This is a genomic window from Leucobacter weissii (genome assembly GCF_017565745.1).
In the GTDB taxonomy this organism is placed as follows: domain Bacteria; phylum Actinomycetota; class Actinomycetes; order Actinomycetales; family Microbacteriaceae; genus Leucobacter; species Leucobacter weissii.
On record NZ_JAGDYM010000002.1, the window covers coordinates 63,179 to 86,723 of the forward strand.

The window sequence follows — 23,545 nt, forward strand, 5'->3', positions numbered from 1 at the left end:
ACGACAGCCACGCGGCGGGCTCATCCCCGCGGGTGCGGGGCGGACTGCTCGATGACGGCCGCAGGGTGAGTGGTCGAGGGCTCATCCCCGCGGGTGCGGGGCGGACTTGCTTGTCAAAACAAGCATTGCAATTGCTTATGGCTCATCCCCGCGGGTGCGGGGCGGACGGCAGGTTCTTTCGTGAGAACCCTACAAAGACGGGCTCATCCCCGCGGGTGCGGGGCGGACTTCTCGATCGTGTTCCGGGCGTCATCGATGCCGGGCTCATCCCCGCGGGTGCGGGGCGGACCTTGTAGAACGAAACTACTACCTTCAAGCCCTGGGCTCATCCCCGCGGGTGCGGGGCGGACAGATCGTCAATGGTGGGATCGTCGTCCGACTTGGGCTCATCCCCGCGGGTGCGGGGCGGACAGATCGTCAATGGTGGGATCGTCGTCCGACTTGGGCTCATCCCCGCGGGTGCGGGGCGGACAGCATCAGGCGCTTCATGGCTCGCAACAGCACGGGCTCATCCCCGCGGGTGCGGGGCGGACAACTCATCGCGGAGCCGATTCATCCGCCTCGTGGGCTCATCCCCGCGGGTGCGGGGCGGACCACGCCTCCGTCCACGAATCGGGCTGGCCCGTGGGCTCATCCCCGCGGGTGCTGGGCGGACATGCCCGTGATCTCATCGAGCAGCACGTCGCCGGGCTCATCCCCGCGGGTGCGGGGCGGACTGTTTCGACCTCCAGGCGGGATGCCCGGACTGGGGCTCATCCCCGCGGGTGCGGGGCGGACCGCTCGCAGCAAGCGCACATTTTATTCGCGGCGGGCTCATCCCCGCGGGTGCGGGGCGGACTGCCGCTCCCACTCGTTCCCATCCAGGCCGACGGGCTCATCCCCGCGGGTGCGGGGCGGACCTGGGCCGCAGGAAGGCCGAGGCACTCGCCGAGGGCTCATCCCCGCGGGTGCGGGGCGGACCGGTGAGATCGCGGTGGAGGTGACGACCCGCGGGGCTCATCCCCGCGGGTGCGGGGCGGACTTCCTCGGCGATGCCTGGGACAACATCGCCGGGGGCTCATCCCCGCGGGTGCGGGGCGGACTCGATCGCCCGACAGTTCACGGTGAATCGTGAGGGCTCATCCCCGCGGGTGCGGGGCGGACCGGCTGTGCTTTTCACGACTGAGGCGGGAGACGGGCTCATCCCCGCGGGTGCGGGGCGGACTTCACGATCCGGCCGACCGCATCCGGGACGCGGGGCTCATCCCCGCGGGTGCGGGGCGGACCTCGGTGGTCATGATGGGTGTGTCCTCTCAGGGGGCTCATCCCCGCGGGTGCGGGGCGGACCTCGGTGGTCATGATGGGTGTGTCCTCTCAGGGGGCTCATCCCCGCGGGTGCGGGGCGGACCCTCTGGGCCTGCTCGAGGTCATGCCCGCAGCGGGCTCATCCCCGCGGGTGCGGGGCGGACGCCCCCGAGTGCTCGTCGACCGTGCTGAGGTCGGGCTCATCCCCGCGGGTGCGGGGCGGACCCGGCCGACGTGCAATTCCTCGAATCGCAGCAGGGCTCATCCCCGCGGGTGCGGGGCGGACCGAAACGGGCGTGTTGTCTGCCAAATCGACGATGGCTCATCCCCGCGGGTGCGGGGCGGACAAGTTCGCGAGCAATCCGAACGTGACAAGCAAGGGCTCATCCCCGCGGGTGCGGGGCGGACCCTCGTCACCGACCCCGACAGTCTCGACCGGCGGGCTCATCCCCGCGGGTGCGGGGCGGACGTCTGCGCCGACTGTGACGGCACCTGGCGTGCGGGCTCATCCCCGCGGGTGCGGGGCGGACGAGAAGTGGCCCGACCGGCCCAGCCGGGTCGCGGGCTCATCCCCGCGGGTGCGGGGCGGACGAGCTGGACGATACGCCCGAGCTTCGGGCCGAGGGCTCATCCCCGCGGGTGCGGGGCGGACAGGGGGCGACCGGCGAGCTTCTCGATCACCCGGGGCTCATCCCCGCGGGTGCGGGGCGGACTTCGGCCTGTGGGGCGCAGACACGCTCAGCTCGGGCTCATCCCCGCGGGTGCGGGGCGGACTCCAGCGTGTCATACGACGCGAACGCCAACGAGGGCTCATCCCCGCGGGTGCGGGGCGGACCGCTCAGGCTCTACCGGATTATCCAAGTGCCGGGGCTCATCCCCGCGGGTGCGGGGCGGACAGCGACGCAACTTTCCGGGCGGCAAGGGTGCTGGGCTCATCCCCGCGGGTGCGGGGCGGACCAGCTCGCCGAGCGCCGCCGCTTCCTCATCGGGGGCTCATCCCCGCGGGTGCGGGGCGGACTTCGGGAGTGAATTACACTCAGGCAGAGGTTCGGGCTCATCCCCGCGGGTGCGGGGCGGACCACCATCGTGGCAGTGCCCGCCACGGGTTACAGGGCTCATCCCCGCGGGTGCGGGGCGGACCTCACGTTTAACGACGTTCGCCCCGGCGCGGTGGGCTCATCCCCGCGGGTGCGGGGCGGACATCGCGGACGGCGGCAACGAGGTAGTTGCTGAGGGCTCATCCCCGCGGGTGCGGGGCGGACCCGGACTGCCGCTGCAGTTCGATGATGTCGATGGGCTCATCCCCGCGGGTGCGGGGCGGACTACCAGACCGTGCAGAACGGCAGGATCAGCCTGGGCTCATCCCCGCGGGTGCGGGGCGGACACCTGAATACTGAAGCCGGTCTCCGTGACGGAGGGCTCATCCCCGCGGGTGCGGGGCGGACGCGCTCCTGCTCGGCTTCGAGTAGCTTGCCGAGGGCTCATCCCCGCGGGTGCGGGGCGGACTTGGTGGTGGTCTTCTCGCGGACGAGGTTGCCGGGCTCATCCCCGCGGGTGCGGGGCGGACTCGGGATCTTAGTTCCGTGCGTCGCGAGTAGTGGGCTCATCCCCGCGGGTGCGGGGCGGACTTTCGAAGATGCCGATACCGCTCGGGAATCATGGGCTCATCCCCGCGGGTGCGGGGCGGACAAGCAACGCGGAAACACGTCTCAATATGACGAGGGCTCATCCCCGCGGGTGCGGGGCGGACTTCGTTCACCCGGACGGCCGACGTCGGACCCTGGGCTCATCCCCGCGGGTGCGGGGCGGACAGCTTCGGCCTGGAGGAAGGCTCCGCGGGCGGGGGCTCATCCCCGCGGGTGCGGGGCGGACGTGATTGCAACGCACAGATTTGCTCCGTAGCCGGGCTCATCCCCGCGGGTGCGGGGCGGACCTATGCCTCGCATTGTTGTATCTGATTGGATTGGGCTCATCCCCGCGGGTGCGGGGCGGACCTTCCCTGCATTCAAATCAAAGGTAGTTCGCAGGGCTCATCCCCGCGGGTGCGGGGCGGACGGCACGAGAAGCGACTGGATCGCATCGGGGACGGGCTCATCCCCGCGGGTGCGGGGCGGACACGACGCCGGGAACCCCTCCGGCTGGGACGTCGGGCTCATCCCCGCGGGTGCGGGGCGGACTCGTTGACCGCGCGCACCCGGACGCGGATCGTGGGCTCATCCCCGCGGGTGCGGGGCGGACCGCGCGTCGAAGTCCACGACGCTGTTCTGCCTGGGCTCATCCCCGCGGGTGCGGGGCGGACATGTCCCGCACCCATAGTGACGGCTTGTTCGAGGGCTCATCCCCGCGGGTGCGGGGCGGACGATCCAGGTGATCGGGGACGACAGCCACGCGGCGGGCTCATCCCCGCGGGTGCGGGGCGGACGGGACATGGTGGTGGTCCTTTCAGTCGAGGGGGGGCTCATCCCCGCGGGTGCGGGGCGGACACGAGCGCGGGATACACGGCCGGGCGGGCCGGGGGCTCATCCCCGCGGGTGCGGGGCGGACACCCTCACCTCCGGGAAGGCGGGCCGGAAACGGGGCTCATCCCCGCGGGTGCGGGGCGGACGCGACCTTCAAGGGGCTCACCCCGACCGCCGCGGGCTCATCCCCGCGGGTGCGGGGCGGACCTGATGCCCATCTACACGGGCACCGTGCGCGAGGGCTCATCCCCGCGGGTGCGGGGCGGACCTTGGACTTCACGGTGACCTTCTTCGGATACGGGGCTCATCCCCGCGGGTGCGGGGCGGACGTTCTCCACCGCATCGAACGTGTCATATGACTGTGGCTCATCCCCGCGGGTGCGGGGCGGACGATCAGAACCAGCGACGGCTCAGCCGTACGTGGGGCTCATCCCCGCGGGTGCGGGGCGGACCTCATTCCATATTCGCGTTCGCACAATAGAGAGGGCTCATCCCCGCGGGTGCGGGGCGGACATGACCAAACACGACAATCTGCCGGATCGGTAGGGCTCATCCCCGCGGGTGCGGGGCGGACCTCGGCATGGTCGGCTTCTCCGAGGAGGGCCGGGGCTCATCCCCGCGGGTGCGGGGCGGACGGAATGGTAAAGGTTTCGATGGGACCGAACCTGGGCTCATCCCCGCGGGTGCGGGGCGGACACACTCCCACGGGAGTGTAAACGGGAGAACGCGGGCTCATCCCCGCGGGTGCGGGGCGGACGTAGGCTGTGCCGCATTGGAGACTCTAATGTAGGGCTCATCCCCGCGGGTGCGGGGCGGACCTCTTCCTTGTATCGACGGAGATAAACGAATTGGGCTCATCCCCGCGGGTGCGGGGCGGACGCACCCGAGTCATGCATCTTATTGAGTTCGTTGGGCTCATCCCCGCGGGTGCGGGGCGGACAGGAACAGCACGTGAAGGTGCGCGTGCCAGCCGGGCTCATCCCCGCGGGTGCGGGGCGGACGCCTCGGCCGGCGCTGCCCCACCTGCGGCATGGGGCTCATCCCCGCGGGTGCGGGGCGGACTCGACCGTGCTCGCGATCACTGCCGGCGGCTTGGGCTCATCCCCGCGGGTGCGGGGCGGACGAGGAGCGCAGCATGGACCGCGGCAGCGGCCGGGGCTCATCCCCGCGGGTGCGGGGCGGACCGGACCCTCTGCACCCTCGACTACGCTCCCCTGGGCTCATCCCCGCGGGTGCGGGGCGGACTCGGGCACCGCCGGCGAGGCGAAGGCCGGCCCGGGCTCATCCCCGCGGGTGCGGGGCGGACTCGCCTCCTCGAATGTGATTTCAACAGACATGGGGCTCATCCCCGCGGGTGCGGGGCGGACATACAGCCGGAGGTCGGCGGCGGTCACGATGGGGGCTCATCCCCGCGGGTGCGGGGCGGACGAACTGGACGATACGCCCGAGCTTCGGACGGAGGGCTCATCCCCGCGGGTGCGGGGCGGACAGCTGCCCGAGCCAGTTGTCCGGCAACCCCTTGGGCTCATCCCCGCGGGTGCGGGGCGGACGCTCCCTGCTCGGTTTCGGCGTACTCGATAAGGGGCTCATCCCCGCGGGTGCGGGGCGGACTCCCGGTAGACGGTCTTCTCGGCGCGGGTGGGGGGCTCATCCCCGCGGGTGCGGGGCGGACTGTTCATCACAAGCTGGGCGCGCGATCTGACAGGGCTCATCCCCGCGGGTGCGGGGCGGACGGGGTATCCCCATTCCATAACACTCGCGTAACGGGCTCATCCCCGCGGGTGCGGGGCGGACGAGCTGGTCACGACCGAGGCGACGCGGCGGGAGGGCTCATCCCCGCGGGTGCGGGGCGGACGATCGATCTCACTCTGGAGGACGCATGAAGTCGGGCTCATCCCCGCGGGTGCGGGGCGGACTCGCTACGACGCCAGGCGCCAACTGTCTCGCAGGGCTCATCCCCGCGGGTGCGGGGCGGACTTGTAGACGTGCACGCCGATGAAGCGGCCCGCGGGCTCATCCCCGCGGGTGCGGGGCGGACGCGATCCGCGTCATTAACCATCCGAACGCGACGGGCTCATCCCCGCGGGTGCGGGGCGGACCTTGGCATATCCGGAGGAGGGGCCCGCGGCGCGGGCTCATCCCCGCGGGTGCGGGGCGGACTCGATGAAGCTCGGGAGCGCGGCGAGGAGCCCGGGCTCATCCCCGCGGGTGCGGGGCGGACAAGCTGAAGCGAAGATTATGCAGGGAGAGTTTGGGCTCATCCCCGCGGGTGCGGGGCGGACCACCTCATGCTTCCGAACTCCGTCAAGGGATGGGGCTCATCCCCGCGGGTGCGGGGCGGACTTCGTGCTTCTAGGAGGCGTCCATGGTTGATCGGGCTCATCCCCGCGGGTGCGGGGCGGACCCTGCCGGTCCTGGTCGGATGCGCCGGCGCGGGGGCTCATCCCCGCGGGTGCGGGGCGGACGGGTCTTTCTCTTTGAAAGGGGTAGGACATGAGGGCTCATCCCCGCGGGTGCGGGGCGGACATCGACACCCGCATCGAGGGCGACCTGTGGGAGGGCTCATCCCCGCGGGTGCGGGGCGGACCGCTGTCACCCGCTACGTCGGCCGCGTCTTCGGGGCTCATCCCCGCGGGTGCGGGGCGGACTCGGCCTGCTCCGAGCCCGGTGCGACGCTCGCGGGCTCATCCCCGCGGGTGCGGGGCGGACAGGTCGCCCTTGGCCTGCACCTTGTCGACGTCGGGCTCATCCCCGCGGGTGCGGGGCGGACGTCGCCTGAGTGCTGTACACCCACGCCGACACGGGCTCATCCCCGCGGGTGCGGGGCGGACTCAGCCCAGGAGCCCGGGCGCCAGATCCACGCGGGCTCATCCCCGCGGGTGCGGGGCGGACCCTTGATACCGGCCCGCCACCCGAAGGCGTCCGGGCTCATCCCCGCGGGTGCGGGGCGGACGTCGAGTTCTGGCCGCTGGAGACCGGCCCGAAGGGCTCATCCCCGCGGGTGCGGGGCGGACGTTCCTACAATGCGTTACTTGGTGACGGGGGTGGGCTCATCCCCGCGGGTGCGGGGCGGACCACCTCACGGGTCTGGCCGAGGCCGAGGCAGCGGGCTCATCCCCGCGGGTGCGGGGCGGACCCGTGCCGCAGGCAATACGTGTTCTCAACGGTGGGCTCATCCCCGCGGGTGCGGGGCGGACTCACGTGATTGGCTGCTCGAGGAGGCTCGCGAGGGCTCATCCCCGCGGGTGCGGGGCGGACGGCCCTGCGTGCCTGCCGTGAGTTGGTGGCTGGGGCTCATCCCCGCGGGTGCGGGGCGGACCGGTCGAGAGCATCGAACGCCAGTCGCTCGAAGGGCTCATCCCCGCGGGTGCGGGGCGGACTTTGTTCACTGAGGATGCCGTGGTGGAGTGGCGGGCTCATCCCCGCGGGTGCGGGGCGGACGTGAGAACGGCGGCGGCAAGTCTCTCGCCATGGGGCTCATCCCCGCGGGTGCGGGGCGGACCCGTGCTCCCAGCGGTGGGCTGTGGCGGTGATGGGCTCATCCCCGCGGGTGCGGGGCGGACTACAACATGGCCAAGGTCTGGCAGAAAGAACGGGGCTCATCCCCGCGGGTGCGGGGCGGACGTGCCGCCGGTGTAGGCGCGCTCCAGCAGCTCGGGCTCATCCCCGCGGGTGCGGGGCGGACTCCGGGATCGAGGTGAAGAACCCGACGATGTCGGGCTCATCCCCGCGGGTGCGGGGCGGACCTCGTCGCCTATGGCGACCTCGACGCCGCAGCGGGCTCATCCCCGCGGGTGCGGGGCGGACTTCGAGTTGCAGCGTGCGCAGGCCGGACGCAGGGGCTCATCCCCGCGGGTGCGGGGCGGACTCGACGCTCATCCTCACCCCTCCTGGCCGCGCGGGCTCATCCCCGCGGGTGCGGGGCGGACAGCACGGCGTCCGATCCGTTCGACGCGGGGATGGGCTCATCCCCGCGGGTGCGGGGCGGACAGCGCAATGCTAGACAACTGACCCGCGACAAAGGGCTCATCCCCGCGGGTGCGGGGCGGACAGCATCCGCTGGTGCGGCGACATGGCGAGCACGGGCTCATCCCCGCGGGTGCGGGGCGGACAGGTTCGTGGGATGCCGACGCGCACGGCCCGGGGGCTCATCCCCGCGGGTGCGGGGCGGACCAGCCGCGATCGCTGAACAGCTCGGGGCGCACGGGCTCATCCCCGCGGGTGCGGGGCGGACGCACCGCTGATCGCGAGGTTCTGCCGTTTCGAGGGCTCATCCCCGCGGGTGCGGGGCGGACCGTCCGCGTCTGACCGAGGCGGAGGAGGTCGAGGGCTCATCCCCGCGGGTGCGGGGCGGACGCCTGGGTCTGCAGGCCGCGAGCGATGATGTCGGGCTCATCCCCGCGGGTGCGGGGCGGACTCAAGAAAGTCGCCGACAAAAAGCGCGAGCCCGGGCTCATCCCCGCGGGTGCGGGGCGGACTGGAGGTCACCGCCGGCGAACTCGGCGACGCCGGGCTCATCCCCGCGGGTGCGGGGCGGACATCTTCGACGCCTCGGCGGGCACCCTGTCCGCGGGCTCATCCCCGCGGGTGCGGGGCGGACGGGATCGGCCGTGGCGCGCTCATGCGCGCGCTGCCCGGCTACGGCTGGACCTACCGGCAGGCCGGCCAGGGCTCATCCCCGCGGGTGCGGGGCGGACGGCCACCTGTTCGACATGCGCGCCCTGCAAGGGGGCTCATCCCCGCGGGTGCGGGGCGGACACAGTGTTGGTGGCGAGTTCGGCGTACTCGATGGGCTCATCCCCGCGGGTGCGGGGCGGACCGAGGTAGATCGCGGTGCGTGCGGGCATTGTCGGGCTCATCCCCGCGGGTGCGGGGCGGACGTGCGCACGAAACAGCGCGGCGACTCGGGCAAGGGCTCATCCCCGCGGGTGCGGGGCGGACGATCAGAACCAGCGACGGCTCAGCCGTACGTGGGGCTCATCCCCGCGGGTGCGGGGCGGACGGTCTGTAGCAGCTCGATCATCGGAGCATGAGGGGCTCATCCCCGCGGGTGCGGGGCGGACTTGAACACGCGGTGCCCGGCGGTTTCCAGCGCGGGCTCATCCCCGCGGGTGCGGGGCGGACGAGGGCGAGCTGCTCGGGCGGCTGGCGTGGCTGGGCTCATCCCCGCGGGTGCGGGGCGGACAGCGGCGGGGCTGAGCCGTGCGGGCCGCCCCGGGGCTCATCCCCGCGGGTGCGGGGCGGACGGCTACGGCTGGACCTACCGGCAGGCCGGCCAGGGCTCATCCCCGCGGGTGCGGGGCGGACCGCTTGCCGCTGCGCACGTCGGCAAGGGCCTGGGGCTCATCCCCGCGGGTGCGGGGCGGACTCCGAGTGGTTGGGAGGGAACGGTCGCTCGTCGGGCTCATCCCCGCGGGTGCGGGGCGGACACGGCGCTGCTGTTCCTGCGCCGTCGACCGAAGGGCTCATCCCCGCGGGTGCGGGGCGGACAGGGCCAGGCTGGTGCCGGTTTCCTGGGTCATGGGCTCATCCCCGCGGGTGCGGGGCGGACTTCGCGAGCGTCATCTCGGGAAGGGGTTCCACGGGCTCATCCCCGCGGGTGCGGGGCGGACCCACCCCCTCGAAGGAGACGACCGATGCCGCAGGGCTCATCCCCGCGGGTGCGGGGCGGACTGAATGAGTTTACTCGCGGGAATCTGCATCAGGGGCTCATCCCCGCGGGTGCGGGGCGGACTAATCAACCGAAACCTGCAAACCGAATTTCTGGGGCTCATCCCCGCGGGTGCGGGGCGGACGACGTTTCTTGCAGCGTTTTCGCTGTTAGGTTGGGCTCATCCCCGCGGGTGCGGGGCGGACCCATAGGCGGCGCGCACATCGGAGACGATGCCGGGCTCATCCCCGCGGGTGCGGGGCGGACTGCGGATACGGCGAGCGCCCGCGCGAGCGGGGGGGCTCATCCCCGCGGGTGCGGGGCGGACGAATGCCAATCTGCGCGACGCCCACGGGGGGCGGGCTCATCCCCGCGGGTGCGGGGCGGACCGGGCAGTCGGTAAGCACGTTATTTCTCCGGGGGGCTCATCCCCGCGGGTGCGGGGCGGACCCGGCCCACGCATAGAGGACTACGCGACCGCCGGGCTCATCCCCGCGGGTGCGGGGCGGACAGGAACAGCACGTGAAGGTGCGCGTGCCAGCCGGGCTCATCCCCGCGGGTGCGGGGCGGACCCCAAGGGATTGGTCTTAGAGCGCAGATCATCGGGCTCATCCCCGCGGGTGCGGGGCGGACTCTCCCATGGAGACGTTCTATTGCTCCATCTGGGGCTCATCCCCGCGGGTGCGGGGCGGACTCGCGGCGCACGTCGGCGGGCGTCGGGGCAGGGGGCTCATCCCCGCGGGTGCGGGGCGGACATGGCGGGATTGAGGGTCCGTCCGGCCTGTCGGGGCTCATCCCCGCGGGTGCGGGGCGGACCAATAGATTGTAACATCAATCGCCGGGTAGCGGGGCTCATCCCCGCGGGTGCGGGGCGGACGTTCCCCGGCTCGGAGTCGGCGGGAATGAGGCGGGCTCATCCCCGCGGGTGCGGGGCGGACTATCCGGCGCGCGTCACGGTCGGCGACCAGACGGGCTCATCCCCGCGGGTGCGGGGCGGACCTGATCCACGCTAGCAATTCTCCCATGGAGACGGGCTCATCCCCGCGGGTGCGGGGCGGACCAATAGATTGTAACATCAATCGCCGGGTAGCTGGGCTCATCCCCGCGGGTGCGGGGCGGACATTCGATCGCCTTCATTCTTCTACGCTCCTTCGGGCTCATCCCCGCGGGTGCGGGGCGGACGCGGGCGCGTCGATCTGCACGATCGTGGTCGCGGGCTCATCCCCGCGGGTGCGGGGCGGACCAATAGATTGTAACATCAATCGCCGGGTAGCTGGGCTCATCCCCGCGGGTGCGGGGCGGACAGACCCGCGCGGCCGTGTCGCCGAGTCGCGTCGGGCTCATCCCCGCGGGTGCGGGGCGGACTATCCCGCGCGCGTCACGGTCGGCGACCAGGCGGGCTCATCCCCGCGGGTGCGGGGCGGACGCCGGCGCTCGCCGCCGGGCGCGTTCCGAGCCGGGCTCATCCCCGCGGGTGCGGGGCGGACAAGATCAGCGGCTCGCGCTTCTCGGGCCATAGGGGCTCATCCCCGCGGGTGCGGGGCGGACCTGATCCACGCTAGCAATTCTCCCATGGAGACGGGCTCATCCCCGCGGGTGCGGGGCGGACATGGCGGGATTGAGGGTCCGTCCGGCCTGTCAGGGCTCATCCCCGCGGGTGCGGGGCGGACTGCCCGATACGCCCCCCGCGGCGCATGATCACGGGCTCATCCCCGCGGGTGCGGGGCGGACCAATAGATTGTAACATCAATCGCCGTGTAGCGGGGCTCATCCCCGCGGGTGCGGGGCGGACTTCAGGTGCTTCCCCGTCGTCGTCCCCCAGATGGGCTCATCCCCGCGGGTGCGGGGCGGACTGGCCGGCTTCGTGGGCGAGCTTGAAGTATTCGGGCTCATCCCCGCGGGTGCGGGGCGGACACTCCCATTATCCTAAGAACAAGAGGGGCTGGAACCAGCAAAAACTTCACTTTCAACAATGGCACTGGAGCGGCTTATTGGGCCAGACCCGAGTTGAGGTGAGAGAAGGGATCTTCATGTCATCCGCCGCCGTTCCAGGGGTGCGTCCTCCAGAACTTCCTGAACTGGTTCGCGCACGAGACCGTTTGACCTTCATATACCTAGAGCGCAGCGTTATCAGCCGAGACTCCAACGCGATAACCGCCACGGACGAACGTGGCACAGTACACATCCCAGCGGCCTCGCTGGGCGCGCTGCTTCTGGGGCCGGGCACCACGGTCACTCAGCAGGCGATGGTGCTCATCGCCGAATCCGGCTCCACGGTTGTCTGGGTCGGTGAGCAAGGCGTCAGATACTACTGCCATGGCCGCTCGCTCGCACGATCGAGTCGTCTTCTCGAAGCTCAAGCCCGGCTGGTCTCCACGACGCGATCGAGGCTCAGGATCGCGAAGGCGATGTACGCGTTGAGATTCCCCGGCGAGGACACTTCGGGAAACACCATGCAGCAACTGCGAGGCAAGGAGGGAACAAGAGTTCGGCAAGCCTATGTGGAAAACGCAAAGAGGACCGGTGTCGACTGGCGGGGAAGAAGCTACAAGGTCGAGGATTTCGAGGACGCGGATCCCGTCAATCAGGCGCTCTCAGCGCTCAACGTGTCGTTGTACGGCGTCGTGCACTCAGTGATCGTGGCGCTGGGCTGTTCGCCCGGGCTCGGCTTCATCCACACGGGTAATGAGCGCAGCTTTGTCTTCGACATAGCCGATCTCTACAAGGCCGATTTCACGATCCCGCTGGCATTCGATATCGCTTCGCAGCAACCCGACGATGTCGGGTCTGCAGCCCGCAGAGCGGTGCGCGACGCGATGAAACGCGGGGGCTTCATGCAGCGGTGCGCATCCGATATCAGACAACTCATGCTCGAGGACACAGACGAGGCGGGAATCGAGGTCGAGTTCGAAGATGAGCTGAGCCGCGACGTGGTGCAGCTTTGGGGTGGAATGAACAACGAGAACGTCGCTTCAGGCAGAAATTATCAGGGCGGTCAACAGTGATCGTCGTCGTGCTCTCGTCATGCCCGGCCAAGTTGCGCGGGCATCTGACGAGATGGGTGCTCGAGATTTCGGCTGGCGTGTTCGTGGGCTCGGTGACGGCGAGGGTGAGGGATCTGCTCTGGGACCAGATCCTCGAGAATATCGGTGCCGGCCGGGCGATCATGGTGTTCCAGACCAATACCGAGCAGAAACTCGATTTCAAGGTGCACGGGCACGAGTGGATTCCGACCGACTTCGAGGGCATCTCGTTGATGATGCGTCCGAACAGCAGCGCGAAGCAGGTGACGAACGCGCGGAAGACCGGGTGGAGTAATGCGTCCCGGTACCGGCGGGGGAGAGGGTGAGGCGAGCCCGATCACATACTCCTCATGGGCGTGCAGTAGCTGTATGGCTGTCGACGGAGTGAAGAACGAGCGGATCGCCCTCCGGATGACCACTGCGCAGAAGCAGACCATTGAACGTGCCTCGCGCACCCAGAGCTCCAACCTGACGGAGTTCTCGGACCAGCGCTGCTGCAGTGCGCCGAGGACGTGCTGGCCGAGCAGTCTTTTTTTGCTCTGAGCGAGTCCCAGTGGGCTGAGGTGGATGCGGTGCTCGCCCGGTGACGGAGCTGCCGAAGACAGGCCCCCTGACGGCAAGGCCCGGCTATCGGGCATCGGATCAGCACGAATTCGATTCGTTCGACTCCGGAGAGCCCCGATCGAAACTTGGCTGCTCCGGCGAGCGTTGAATAACCAGGAAGACTCTGTTTCTCGTAGCTATGTGGTCACGATAGAGGGTCATCTCGCCCGTGTTGTCGCGTCTACAGTCTTCCTTCATGCCGGAAGTGCTGAGGCCCGCGCGGTCTCCGCGGCGTTCCGCAGAAACTCGCCCGATCCGATCCCGGTGCTGGTCATCGGCAGACTGGCTGTGGACCGACGCTATCGGGGTGCGGCCTGGGCGTTTCGTTGCTGCAGGACGCGGTGAAATGAGCGAACCTGGCCGGTCGTATCGTCGGAGCCAAGGGTATTCTGGTGCAGGCGAAGAATGACGGTGCAGCCGACTTCTACCGCCGCTACGGCTTCAAGCCGCGGCCTGGTGATCTGCTGGTGCTGCTGCCAGCGGAATTGAAGAGTCGTCCGATTCGTGACCGAACAGCCCTGAGTGATCTTCGATAGAATCGATGGGGTGCTCTGCAGTCACTATTAGCAGAGATGCACCCAGGCAACCTTGCGGTTTTCATTGTTCATGGGAGAACGCCCTGCCTTCGCAGGGAACATTTATGTTAAACAACAGGTAACCTTGTGTTTTACTGTTACTTGATCTGATTGAAAGCTGTGAAAGGGCGGCGACGTCGGTGGTGGGTTGTAGCTTGAGAACGTCACCCACCACCGGCTCAATCCAGGGGGAGTCATGCTCGACACCATCTCTCAACGCACACGGCAGCTGTGGGCGAAGACGGGCGAAGATCGGAGGTGGCTGAGCTTGCAGCAGCACATGCGCGACTCGGCCGATGCGGCCGGGTTCCTTTGGGATGAGTGGCTTTCCGCTGATGTGAAGCGCACGCTCATCGAACACTCCAGCCTCAAGGAGGCGGAACTGCGCCCTCTGGTCACCTGGCTGGCGGGCACCCACGACATCGGCAAGGCGAGTAAGCCATTCGCCTTCCAACTCGATCAGAGCCCGGATCACAGGTGGCTCTCCGAGCGGGTGCGCAACACGGGATTCGACTCGAACCGGTTCAGCGAGCTTGGCATCGAGGTCGAGGATCTGCCGCACTCCGTCTACTCGCAGGGCATCCAGACGTGGTGGCTCTGCGAAACCTTCGGTTGGAACTCATACAGCGCGGAGCGGCTCGCCGGGATCAGTGGGGCCCACCACGGGCTGCCGCCGACCGAGGATCAACTCTCGAAGCTCCACTCCAGTCTCCTGGCCACACACGGCGAAGACTGGCAGCAGGCGTGGCGGGAACTCCTCAGCGACATCACCGCCCATACTGGTGCCGAGGAGATCCTGCGCGGGCACCCGAAGCTGAAGATCCCCGTCAACGCGCAGATGGTGCTGACCGGTCTCGTGATCATGAGCGACTGGATCGCCTCGAACCCCGAGTTCTTTCCGCTTTCGCGCCCTGAAGCGCCGATCACCGCAGCTGCTGCTCAGGACCGCGGACGGGCTGGGATCGACAGTTTGCAACTTCCGGATCCCTGGCGTCCGGCCCAGCAGCAGGGCGACACGGCCGCCTTCTACCGGCAGAGATTCGACTGGCCCGAGGACTTTCACCCGAACCAGTTGCAGCGTGTGGCCGCGAAACTCGGTTCTGAGGCGATATCGCCCGGCCTATTCATCATCGAGGCACCGATGGGCACCGGCAAGACCGAGGCCGGCTTGGCGCTGGCGGACCTCCTCGCCCAGCAACTCGGCGTTGGTGGCCTCATGTTCGCCACGCCCACTACCGCGACCTCCGATGGGCTTTTCGGGCGTACCCTCACCTGGGCGAGAAACACTCAGCCTGGCGGCAGCCTCACCTCGATGTTCCTGGCGCACTCGCGCAACACGCTGAGCGACAGCTTCATGCGTCTGCGCTACGAACGAGCCCAAGCCGAGCAAACCGAAGAGGAATCCAACCGCGGTCAGGCCATCTCGCACGACTGGCTCTACGGGCGCAAGAAGGGGATCCTCTCCCACATCGTCATCGGAACCGTCGATCAGGTGCTGCAGATGGCTCTCCAAACTCGGCACGTCATGCTGAAACATCTTGGATTCTCCGGCAAGGTCGTGGTCATCGATGAGGTGCATGCCTACGACTCCTATATGCAGATCTACCTGCAGCGTGCATTGCAGTGGCTTGCATCGTACGGCGTCACGGTGATTCTGCTCTCCGCAACCCTGCCGCAGTCGGTGCGCGTTGAGCTGAGCAACGCCTACCGAACCGGACTGGGAGCGGAGCCCAGGGGTGAACCCGAAGGTCACCGCGCTCAAAACCAGGAACCCGAAAAGATCGTTCTCGAGCTGAGCTACCCGCTGATCACCCAGGTCGACGTCGCAGGAACTCATCAGCACGCCGTGTCGATCGACTCGGAGACGAAAAACGTCACGCTGCATCAGATCGACGACTCCCTGGGGACGCTCGAGGAGAAACTCGAACCCGTGCGTATTGACGGTGGCTGTGCGGTCGTCATCTGCAACACCGTCAAACGGGCGCAGGCTGTGTACGAGCGACTGAAACCGATCTTCGGCGACGACGTCTCACTGCTGCACGCAAGATTCACGGCGATCGATCGGAAAGAGAAGGAAGAAACGCTGCTGTCATTCTTCGGTTCCAGCTCGAACCGCGGATCGGGGCGTCCTGAGCGTCGGGTGCTGGTCGCGACCCAAATCGTGGAGCAATCGCTCGATCTCGATTTCGATCTCATGATCACCGACTTCTGTCCCGCGGATCTGCTTTTGCAGCGCGCCGGGCGCCTGCACCGACACCGGCGTCCCGCAGAAGACCGTCCCGGATGGTCACGTCAGCCGACCATCTATGTCCGCGGCATCGAACAGGCGGGAGACGAGAACGAGCCGCCGGTGTTCAGTAGTGATTACCGTGCCATCTACGCCGAAGCGATTCTGCTCGCCTCATACGCGCTGCTCCTACCCAAATTCCAACAGGGCGAGCAACTCCGCATTCCCGACGAGATCAGCGCCCTCGTGCAGCATACGTATCGATCGGCCCCTGCAATCCCGGAGGCCTGGGCAGATGCCTACCGCCAGGCACGCACGAAACTCGTCGAAGAGATCCACCGTAAACAGGCCAAGGCGAGCGGATTCCTGCTCAAGGATCATCGCGGCCATCGAACCATCGCCGAGATCATGCCTTACCGCGAAGCGAGGGTGAAGGAGCACGTCGATGAACTTCGCGCAGCGGCGCAAGTACGTGACATCGACCCGGCGCTCGAGGTGCTGCTCGTGCAGCGTGTTGCGGGCGAGTATCGGCTCCTGCCCGGCCACCCGCGCAGTGACGAAGTCATCAGTATCGCTCTGCCGCCCGACGAAGAGATTGCCAAGGCGATAGCGCTGAACAGCGTCCGACTTCCCTACTACTTCTCGAGACCTCGAGCGTTCGATGCGGCGCTCGACGAACTCGAGCGATCGTACTTCATCGACTCCTGGCAGCAGTCACATTACCTCCGGAGTCAACTCATCCTGCCCCTTGATGAGAAGCTTGAGGTCGAGCTCGCCGGACAGCGCCTGCGCTACAGCAGCGAACTCGGACTTCAGCACCTCGCCAACCTCGTAGACGCCGCTCCGGAGGACACATGACCAGCACGCTCGCCGAGCCGGATTCCGCGCCGGCGGAGTTCGTGGCCCCGGATTTCAACCTCCTCGACGAGCCCTGGATCAGAGTCATCACGACGGACAACGAGCCCAGACACCTCTCTATCCGGGATGTCTTCCGCGAAGCCGGCAGCGTCAGACGAATCTCGGGCGAGCTTCCCACCCAGGATTTCGCCGTCCTCCGACTCCTGACCGCGATCCTCTGGCGTTCCTACACGCGGGACGGCACGCTGCCCGGGGCAGGCATCGACGCCGCCGAGGAGTGGTGGGCCGAAACCTTCGAAACGGGAGAGCTGGCGCTGGAGAACATCGAGCGCTACCTCGATGAGCAGCACGATCGATTCTGGCTCATCCACCCGACCCAGCCTTTTTATCAGGTGGCGGATCTGAGCACTTCGAGCGGGGAACATTCGGCGGTCGAGCGTCTGATCGCAGACGCGGAGTCCGACTATTTCTCCTCGCGAGCGGGGAAAAGACTCTATAACTTGAGCTATGCGGAAGCCGCCCGCTGGTTGCTGCATGCTCAAAGCTACGACTATTCGGGGATCAAACCTGCCGCTGTGGGCGACGCACGGGCGAAGAACGGGAAAGGTTACCCCATCGGTGTCGGCGCTGCGGGCGGGGGCGGCGGCGTGATCATCCACGGCGCAAACCTTATCGAGACGCTCATCCTGAACCTGCCGAGCCCACGAATCGCCGAAACCGCACGAGCGGCGGCGGATGGCCGAGATGAAGACCGCCCGGCATGGGAACTCTCACCGCACACCTCTCAGGCGCGAAACGAGGAGGCCTCCATCCCACTCGGTGCTCTCGACGCACTGACGTGGCAGAGTCGTCGGCTCAGGCTGTTCCCCCGGGACGGACTGATCGCAGGTGTGCTCATCACCAACGGCGACAAGCTGGAACTCAAGAACAACCGCGCCGACCCGTTCTTCGGGCTGCAGCACAGCAAGAACCTGTCATCGAAGACCGACACGGTGTTCCTACCTCGAAGGCATTACAGTCAGCGAACATTCTGGCGCGGGGTCGAGAGCCTGCTCTACCGTCACGGGGTACTTTCCCGTGACCTGCAAGAAAAGGTACCCGCGGAACTACCGGACAATGTCGAGGCGCTCTCCCGACTCAGCCGACACGACTCCGGCGCGCTCCAGAGACGAGTGAATGTCGAACTGGTCGGCATCGACTACGGCACTCAGGATTCCGTGATCACCGACATCGTCCACACGGAAATACCAGTGACGCTCACTCTGCTCACCGCAGAGGGCAGCAGGTGGTCAGAAGTGATCGTGCAAAGTGTCCGGAAGACGCTCGAGGCCGCATCCGCCGTCGGATCGTTCGCCGGCATGCTCGTGCAAGCCGCCGGGGGCGAGTACGCGCACAACGCGGATGCCAGCCGCGAAGTGCTGGCGGCCCTCGAAACAGAGTTTCGCAACTGGCTGTTCGAACTGCCCGCGGCCGAACCAGGGCCAGAGCCCGCGCTGGAGTGGCGCCGGACCGCGCGCGAGGTGATCCTCGACCACGCCGACGCGCTCATCCGCGACGCCGGTCCGCAGGCCTACCAGGGCAGGATCGTCGTGCCCGACGCCGAGCGCAGCGCCGATGCTCGTCCGCGGCTCAACTCGGCCGGAACGGCCAGAATCTGGCTGCTCACCCAGCTCAACAAGCATCTGCCCCTTCAAGCACCGAATCCCGCACCCAACAAGGAGAGCGCGCAATGACTGGAGCGCACGACATCAGTGCCGACGAAGTCGTGGAGAGAAAGACGACGAGGGATGAACTGCTTCGCAACTCCGTCTCGTCGAAGATCTCCCGGATTCAGGGCGCGCTGCTCGGTGAGAACCCGAGGACCCAGGCGAGAGCCAGAGCGATCCTTGCCAAGCTGAGAAAGGCGGCGTCGCGTCAGCGAGAGTTCGACCCCCAGGCCTGGCAACTGGTGCTCGGCGGCACCGGCCTGATTGCGCAAGAAGACGATGAGTTGCTTCCCGCAGAGTTGCAGGGGAGCTCCAACTCTGCGAGCGAACACGAGCGCGCCGCCTACACGGCGATCGTGACGTATGCGATTCATCAGCAGTCGCAGCAGAAGCGGATGCATCAGCCCGGCAAGCGCTTCGCCACCGCCGTGGGTGAACTGGTGCGCGACACCACCCCTTCGGTGAAGACGCGATTCGATTCCCTGGCGAACGCAAAGGAGGCCGACGCGACCGCATACCACCTCCGCTCGCTCGTCACCCTGCTGCGCTCGGCCGAGATCGGCTTCGACTACGGGTTGCTCGCGGTGGACCTCAAGCGGCTTTCACACGCACGAACCAGGCAGCGAGTGCTGATCCGATGGAGCCGAGACTTCGTCAACGGATACCAGCCGCGCAAACCCGAGGCATCCGATTCGGCCGCCTGAACCGCCGCCCGGACCACACCAAGCGACCAGAACCACTCAACCCGCCTCATCAGGAAAGCAGCAGATCCATGTCAATTTTCATCGACCTTCACGCGCTCCACACCGTGCCGCCGAGCAACATCAATCGGGACGACACCGGCGCGCCCAAGACCGCCTTCTACGGCGGCGTGCAGCGCCACCGCGTCTCCAGTCAGGCCTGGAAGCGCGCGATCCGCAAAGTATTCCCGGACTATCTCGACGCGGATGCGCTCGGAGAGCGAACCAGGCGGGTCGGGGAACTCGTGCTCAAGCGGGCGCAAGCGATCGAACCGAATGTCGATATCGCGGAACTCGAGAAGTCGCTGGTCGCCTCCTTCGCGCAGTTCAAGTGGAAACTCGAGGCGCCCAAGACCAAGGAAGAGACCGAGGAGAACGCTTACCCCTACGTGCGAAGCAGCTATCTCGCATTCTTCAGCACACGGCAGATCGAGAAGCTCGCGCGTGCACTGCTCGCCCTGGAGCCCGGCGGCAAGATCCCGAAGAAAGAACTGGAAGCGATCCTCGACACCGAGCAGAGCGTCGACATCGCGCTCTTCGGCCGGATGATCGCGGACGCACCGGACTTCAACGTCGACGCCGCGGCGCAGGTGGCCCATGCGATCAGCGTTCACGAGAGCACCTCGGAGCACGACTACTACACCGCGGTCGATGACGTGATCGAGAGCTCGGAAGAGGAGACCGGGGCCGGCATGATCGGCACGATCGAGTTCGCCTCCTCAACCCTCTACCGCTACGCCACGGTGCACCTCGACGGGCTCGCGGAGAACCTGGGGGATGCGACGGCCGCGAAGCAGGCGGCGATCGCCTTTGCACAGGCATTCATCACCTCGCAGCCGACCGGCAAGCAGAACACCTTTGCCAACCAGACCCTGCCCGAGCTCGTGCTCATCAGCGTTCGCACGGACCGACCGATCTCATACGTCAACGCCTTCGAGGAGCCGATCGTTTCCGACAGTGGCCGGAGAAAGGCCGCAGCCGAGAAGTTGGTCGATGAAGTGCGGGCCGTCGAACGCGGATACGGCCTCACCGCGAAGCACACCTTCGTGATCGGTGTCGGAGAGACCGCGAGTGTCGCGGCGGAGCTGGGCGAGGCCGTTCCGTTCACTGAGATCGCGGACCGCCTCGGGGCGGCGCTGACTGCTGCGGGGGAGTGATTCGTATGTCGTCCCTGCTGCTCAAGCTAGCAGGGCCCCTGCAGGCCTGGGGCTCGCAGAGCAGGTTCACCCAGCGCGGCACGGAGACCGAGCCGACGAAGTCTGGCGTGATCGGTCTCGTCGCGTCGGCGCTCGGGCTGCAACGCGGCGAGCCTCTAGGAGAGCTTGCAGAGCTCGATTTCGCCGTGCGGGTCGATCAGCCGGGTCGCCTGATCCGTGACTACCAGACCGCGATCGACTGGAAAGCCACCTCGAAGAACGATCGCAACCCGAAGCTCAGCACCCGCTTCTACCTCTCGGACGCGGTGTTCCTGGCAGCGCTCGGAGGCGATCGCGACTTGCTGCTGGGGCTCGAGGAGGCTCTTCGGAGTCCACGATATCCGCTGTTCCTCGGACGGAGATCCTGCCCCGCACCTGTCGACCTCGTGCTCGGCCTGCGCGACGGAAGCCCAGCCGATGCCCTGCGTGAGGAACCCTGGGAAGCGGGCAAAGCGCACCGGAAATCGCGGCTGAAACGCGTCGCCCTGCCGATCCTCCGCGACGCCGCGGCCGGCGAGAGCGGGGACCGGCGCCGGGACGTGCCCGTCAGCTTCTCCCAGGAACAGCGCATCCATGAGTGGCGGGAGGTCGTGCCCGACGAACCGGCCTCGATCGAGAATGCCGAGGGGCGCGAGCGCAGAGACTCCTTCTTCGAGGCGGTGGCACGAGCATGACGTACTTCTCAAGGTTCGAGATCAATCCGCAGCGCAGGGACTCACGCAGGATTCTCGCCAATCCCCAGGCCATGCATGCGAGCGTCCTCTCGCTGTTTCCGCCTTCCGCTGCGCGTGAGGAGCGCGTGCTGTGGCGACTCGACAGCGATCATCCCCATCACACCCTCTACGTCGTCAGCCCGGAGCGGCCCGACTTCGCGCACCTGGTCGAGAGTGCCGGATGGGAGACCAGCCCGGGGCAGAGCCTCGAATACGCGAGATTCCTGCGTCAGGTGACCAATGGCTCCGAGTGGCTCTTCCGCGTTCAGGCGAACCCGACCAAAGCGGTGCGCGAACAGAAGAAGGGGGAGGGGCCCAACGCGCGAGGAAAGGTGATTCCTCTCGTCACCGAGGCCCAGCAGGTGGAGTGGCTGCTCGCGCGAGCGTCACGATCCGGGTTCGAAGTGACTGCTGCACCGGGAGCGGGTGCTGACGAAGCGGAGGATGCTCCCGAACTCAGGCTCATCGAGAATCGGGAACAGGTGTTCTTCAAGGGAGAGGCGGAGCGCGAACAGCGGCGGAGAGTGACGCTGAGGAAGAGCGTATTCGAAGGCAAGCTGAGGGTCACCGACGAAGACGCTCTCCGGGCCACCCTCGTCACCGGACTGGGCAGGGCGAGATCGTACGGATACGGTCTGATCACGCTGCGGAAGTGAGCGGACTCGCTCGGACGTCCTACGGCACGGCCTTCTCGGACGCCTTCTGCGAGAAGTAGACTGGGATCAGCGAGAGCAGGATGATGAGGGTCGCCACGACGTTCACCTGGTTCGCCTCGTTCGGCCGCGCCATCTGGTTCATGATCCACAGCGGCAGCGTCTCGATGCCGGGGGGAGCGGTGAAGATCGTGACCACGACCTCGTCGAAGCTGAGCGCGAAGGCGAGCAGGCCGCCGGCGATGAACGCGCTGCGGAACTGCGGGAAGGTGACCAGGCGGAAGGTCTGACCGATGCCCGCGCCCAGATCCATCGACGCCTCCTCGAGGTTGGGGTTCATGCGCCGCAGCCGGGCGATCACGTTGTTGAACACCATCACCACGCAGAAGGTCGCGTGCGCGATGATCATGCCCGCATAGCCGACCTGGATCCCGATCGGGTCGAGCACGCTGTAGAAGGTGTTCGACAGCGCCACACCGGTGACGATGCCGGGCAGCGTGATGGGCAGGATGATGAGCAGGTTCACCACATCGCGGCCGAAGAACCTGAAGCGCTGCAGCGCGAACGAGGCCAGCGTGCCGAGCAGCAGCGCGATCGCGGTGGCGCAGAGCGCGACCACGACCGAGTGGAACACGGCGGCGTGCACGGCCGGGTTGCCCAGCGCCTTCCCCCACCACTCGAGTGAGAACTCCGAGACCGGCCAGCCGGCGACGCGACTGGCGTTGAAGGAGTTCAGCACGATCACCATGAGCGGGACGTAGGTGCTGATGAGGACGAGGGCGGCGATCACCGAGAGGGTGATCTTGGTTCCGCGACCGAGTCGGAGCATGAGGATCCGCCTTCCGGTTCAGAGGTTCTCGAGCGCGCCGGTACGGCGCACGGCGAGCAGGTAGACGAGGACGATGACGATCGGCACCACCGAGAAGGCGGCCGCGACCGGCGGGTTGAGATTGATGTTCTGCGCGATGATCGTGCCGATCATCTGCGTCGATCCGCCGACGAACTTCGCGGCGATGTAGTCGCCGAGGCTGAGGGAGAACGTGAAGATCGAGCCGGCGATGAGCGCCGGCTTGAGCAGCGGCAGCACCACGGTGCGGATGGTGCGCAGGCCGCGCGCGCCGAGATCCGACGACGCGTCGAAGAGGTTCGCCGGGATCTGCGCGACGGCGACGTAGACCGGGATCGCCATATAGGGGAACCAGAGGTAGACGAGCGTGATGATCGTGACGGTCACGCCGTAGCCCGGGCTCTGCACGCCCAGCGGCCCGAACAGCCAGTTGAAGAATCCGCCGTCGCTGAACACGATCCTGACGGAGAGGATCTTCACGAGGTAGCCGGCCCAGAGCGGGAGCGTCACGGCCACTGCGAGCACGGAGCGCAACCAGATCGGGGCGATCTTCGCCATGAAGATCGCGAGCGGCACCGAGAAGACCGCGCAGATCACCGTGACCGCGGCGGCGATGCCGAGGGTCCGCCCGGAGGCGGCGAGGTAGGCCGGCACGGTGAAGAGATCGATGAAGTTGTCGAGGGTGAACCCGGGCTTCACCTTCGAGGTGAAGGGGTCCGTCAGCCAGAACGCGGTGATGAGCATCAGCGCGAGCGACAGGATGTAGACGCCGACGAGCCAGACCATCGGCAGCGTCAGCAGGGACGCCAGGCGTCCCCTCGGGTGCCGGTAGAGGCTCGAGGAGAGTCGCTTCGGTTTGCTGGTGAGCGAGAGCTGGGTGGTCACGTCATTCCTCTGTATCCGATGCGTATCGGGGTGGGGAGGTGGGGCGCCGATCCGGCGCCCCACCCGGGCGGGCGGATACGCAGCCCCGGGGCGGCGAGCGGATACAGCCCGGGCAAAGGCCAGGGG

10 protein-coding genes and 1 CRISPR repeat array (1 of these 11 only partly in view) are annotated in these 23,545 nt (G+C 67.8%); of the genes, 8 read left to right on the top strand and 2 right to left on the bottom strand.

Going from position 1 to position 23,545, the window contains the following annotated elements; translation table 11 throughout:
- Positions 1 to 11,307: direct repeats of the CRISPR family, unit length 29 nt; unit sequence GGGCTCATCCCCGCGGGTGCGGGGCGGAC (it extends 1,204 nt beyond the left edge of the window).
- Between the two features lie 116 nt (positions 11,308 to 11,423).
- The 8 genes from cas1e (at position 11,424) to cas6e (ending at position 21,690) form a co-directional block, all read left to right on the top strand.
- Complete coding sequence (cas1e, locus tag J4H92_RS01050) at positions 11,424 to 12,398, top strand: type I-E CRISPR-associated endonuclease Cas1e (RefSeq protein ID WP_208095168.1); 975 nt, start codon at positions 11,424 to 11,426, stop codon at positions 12,396 to 12,398.
- Positions 12,395 to 12,742, top strand: a complete 348-nt coding sequence (gene cas2e, locus J4H92_RS01055) for a type I-E CRISPR-associated endoribonuclease Cas2e (RefSeq protein WP_208095169.1) — start codon at positions 12,395 to 12,397, stop codon at positions 12,740 to 12,742. Before cas1e ends, cas2e begins: the two co-directional genes overlap by 4 nt.
- Positions 12,743 to 13,790: 1,048 nt before the next feature.
- Positions 13,791 to 16,679: a CRISPR-associated helicase Cas3' gene (gene cas3, locus J4H92_RS01060; RefSeq protein ID WP_208095170.1), complete on the top strand. Its 2,889-nt coding sequence runs from the start codon at positions 13,791 to 13,793 to the stop codon at positions 16,677 to 16,679.
- Positions 16,676 to 18,412 (top strand): type I-E CRISPR-associated protein Cse1/CasA, encoded by a 1,737-nt coding sequence (casA, locus tag J4H92_RS01065; RefSeq protein WP_208095171.1) that lies wholly within the window; start codon positions 16,676 to 16,678, stop codon positions 18,410 to 18,412. The genes cas3 and casA overlap by 4 nt, the downstream gene beginning before the upstream one ends.
- Complete coding sequence (casB, locus tag J4H92_RS01070; RefSeq protein WP_208095172.1) at positions 18,409 to 19,089, top strand: type I-E CRISPR-associated protein Cse2/CasB; 681 nt, start codon at positions 18,409 to 18,411, stop codon at positions 19,087 to 19,089. Before casA ends, casB begins: the two co-directional genes overlap by 4 nt.
- Positions 19,090 to 19,157: 68 nt before the next feature.
- Positions 19,158 to 20,282 carry a type I-E CRISPR-associated protein Cas7/Cse4/CasC gene (gene cas7e / locus J4H92_RS01075; protein ID WP_208095173.1) on the top strand — a complete coding sequence of 375 codons (1,125 nt, stop codon included), beginning with the start codon at positions 19,158 to 19,160 and terminating at the stop codon, positions 20,280 to 20,282.
- 5 nt (positions 20,283 to 20,287) lie between these two features.
- Entirely contained in the window at positions 20,288 to 20,995 is a 708-nt protein-coding gene (gene cas5e, locus J4H92_RS01080; RefSeq protein WP_208095174.1) for a type I-E CRISPR-associated protein Cas5/CasD, read from the top strand.
- Positions 20,992 to 21,690 carry a type I-E CRISPR-associated protein Cas6/Cse3/CasE gene (cas6e, locus tag J4H92_RS01085; RefSeq protein WP_208095175.1) on the top strand — a complete coding sequence of 233 codons (699 nt, stop codon included), beginning with the start codon at positions 20,992 to 20,994 and terminating at the stop codon, positions 21,688 to 21,690. Before cas5e ends, cas6e begins: the two co-directional genes overlap by 4 nt.
- Before the next feature lie 19 nt (positions 21,691 to 21,709).
- Here cas6e and J4H92_RS01090 read toward each other — a convergent pair whose 3' ends face one another.
- Positions 21,710 to 22,516 carry an ABC transporter permease gene (locus tag J4H92_RS01090; protein WP_208095176.1) on the bottom strand — a complete coding sequence of 269 codons (807 nt, stop codon included), beginning with the start codon at positions 22,514 to 22,516 and terminating at the stop codon, positions 21,710 to 21,712.
- An 18-nt stretch (positions 22,517 to 22,534) separates the two neighbouring features.
- A complete protein-coding gene (locus J4H92_RS01095) occupies positions 22,535 to 23,419 on the bottom strand; it encodes an ABC transporter permease subunit (RefSeq protein WP_208095177.1) in 885 nt (294 codons plus the stop codon).
- Between the last annotated feature and the right edge of the window lie 126 nt (positions 23,420 to 23,545).

What these genes read in the sequence shown, in the direction of transcription:
- cas1e (WP_208095168.1), top strand. Translation starts at nt 11,424, where the DNA reads ATGTCATCCGCCGCCGTTCCAGGGGTGCGTCCTCCAGAACTTCCTGAA.
- cas3 (WP_208095170.1), top strand. Translation starts at nt 13,791, where the DNA reads ATGCTCGACACCATCTCTCAACGCACACGGCAGCTGTGGGCGAAGACG.
- casA (WP_208095171.1), top strand. Translation starts at nt 16,676, where the DNA reads ATGACCAGCACGCTCGCCGAGCCGGATTCCGCGCCGGCGGAGTTCGTG.
- casB (WP_208095172.1), top strand. Translation starts at nt 18,409, where the DNA reads ATGACTGGAGCGCACGACATCAGTGCCGACGAAGTCGTGGAGAGAAAG.
- cas7e (WP_208095173.1), top strand. Translation starts at nt 19,158, where the DNA reads ATGTCAATTTTCATCGACCTTCACGCGCTCCACACCGTGCCGCCGAGC.
- cas5e (WP_208095174.1), top strand. Translation starts at nt 20,288, where the DNA reads ATGTCGTCCCTGCTGCTCAAGCTAGCAGGGCCCCTGCAGGCCTGGGGC.
- cas6e (WP_208095175.1), top strand. Translation starts at nt 20,992, where the DNA reads ATGACGTACTTCTCAAGGTTCGAGATCAATCCGCAGCGCAGGGACTCA.
- J4H92_RS01090 (WP_208095176.1), bottom strand. Translation starts at nt 22,516, where the DNA reads ATGCTCCGACTCGGTCGCGGAACCAAGATCACCCTCTCGGTGATCGCC.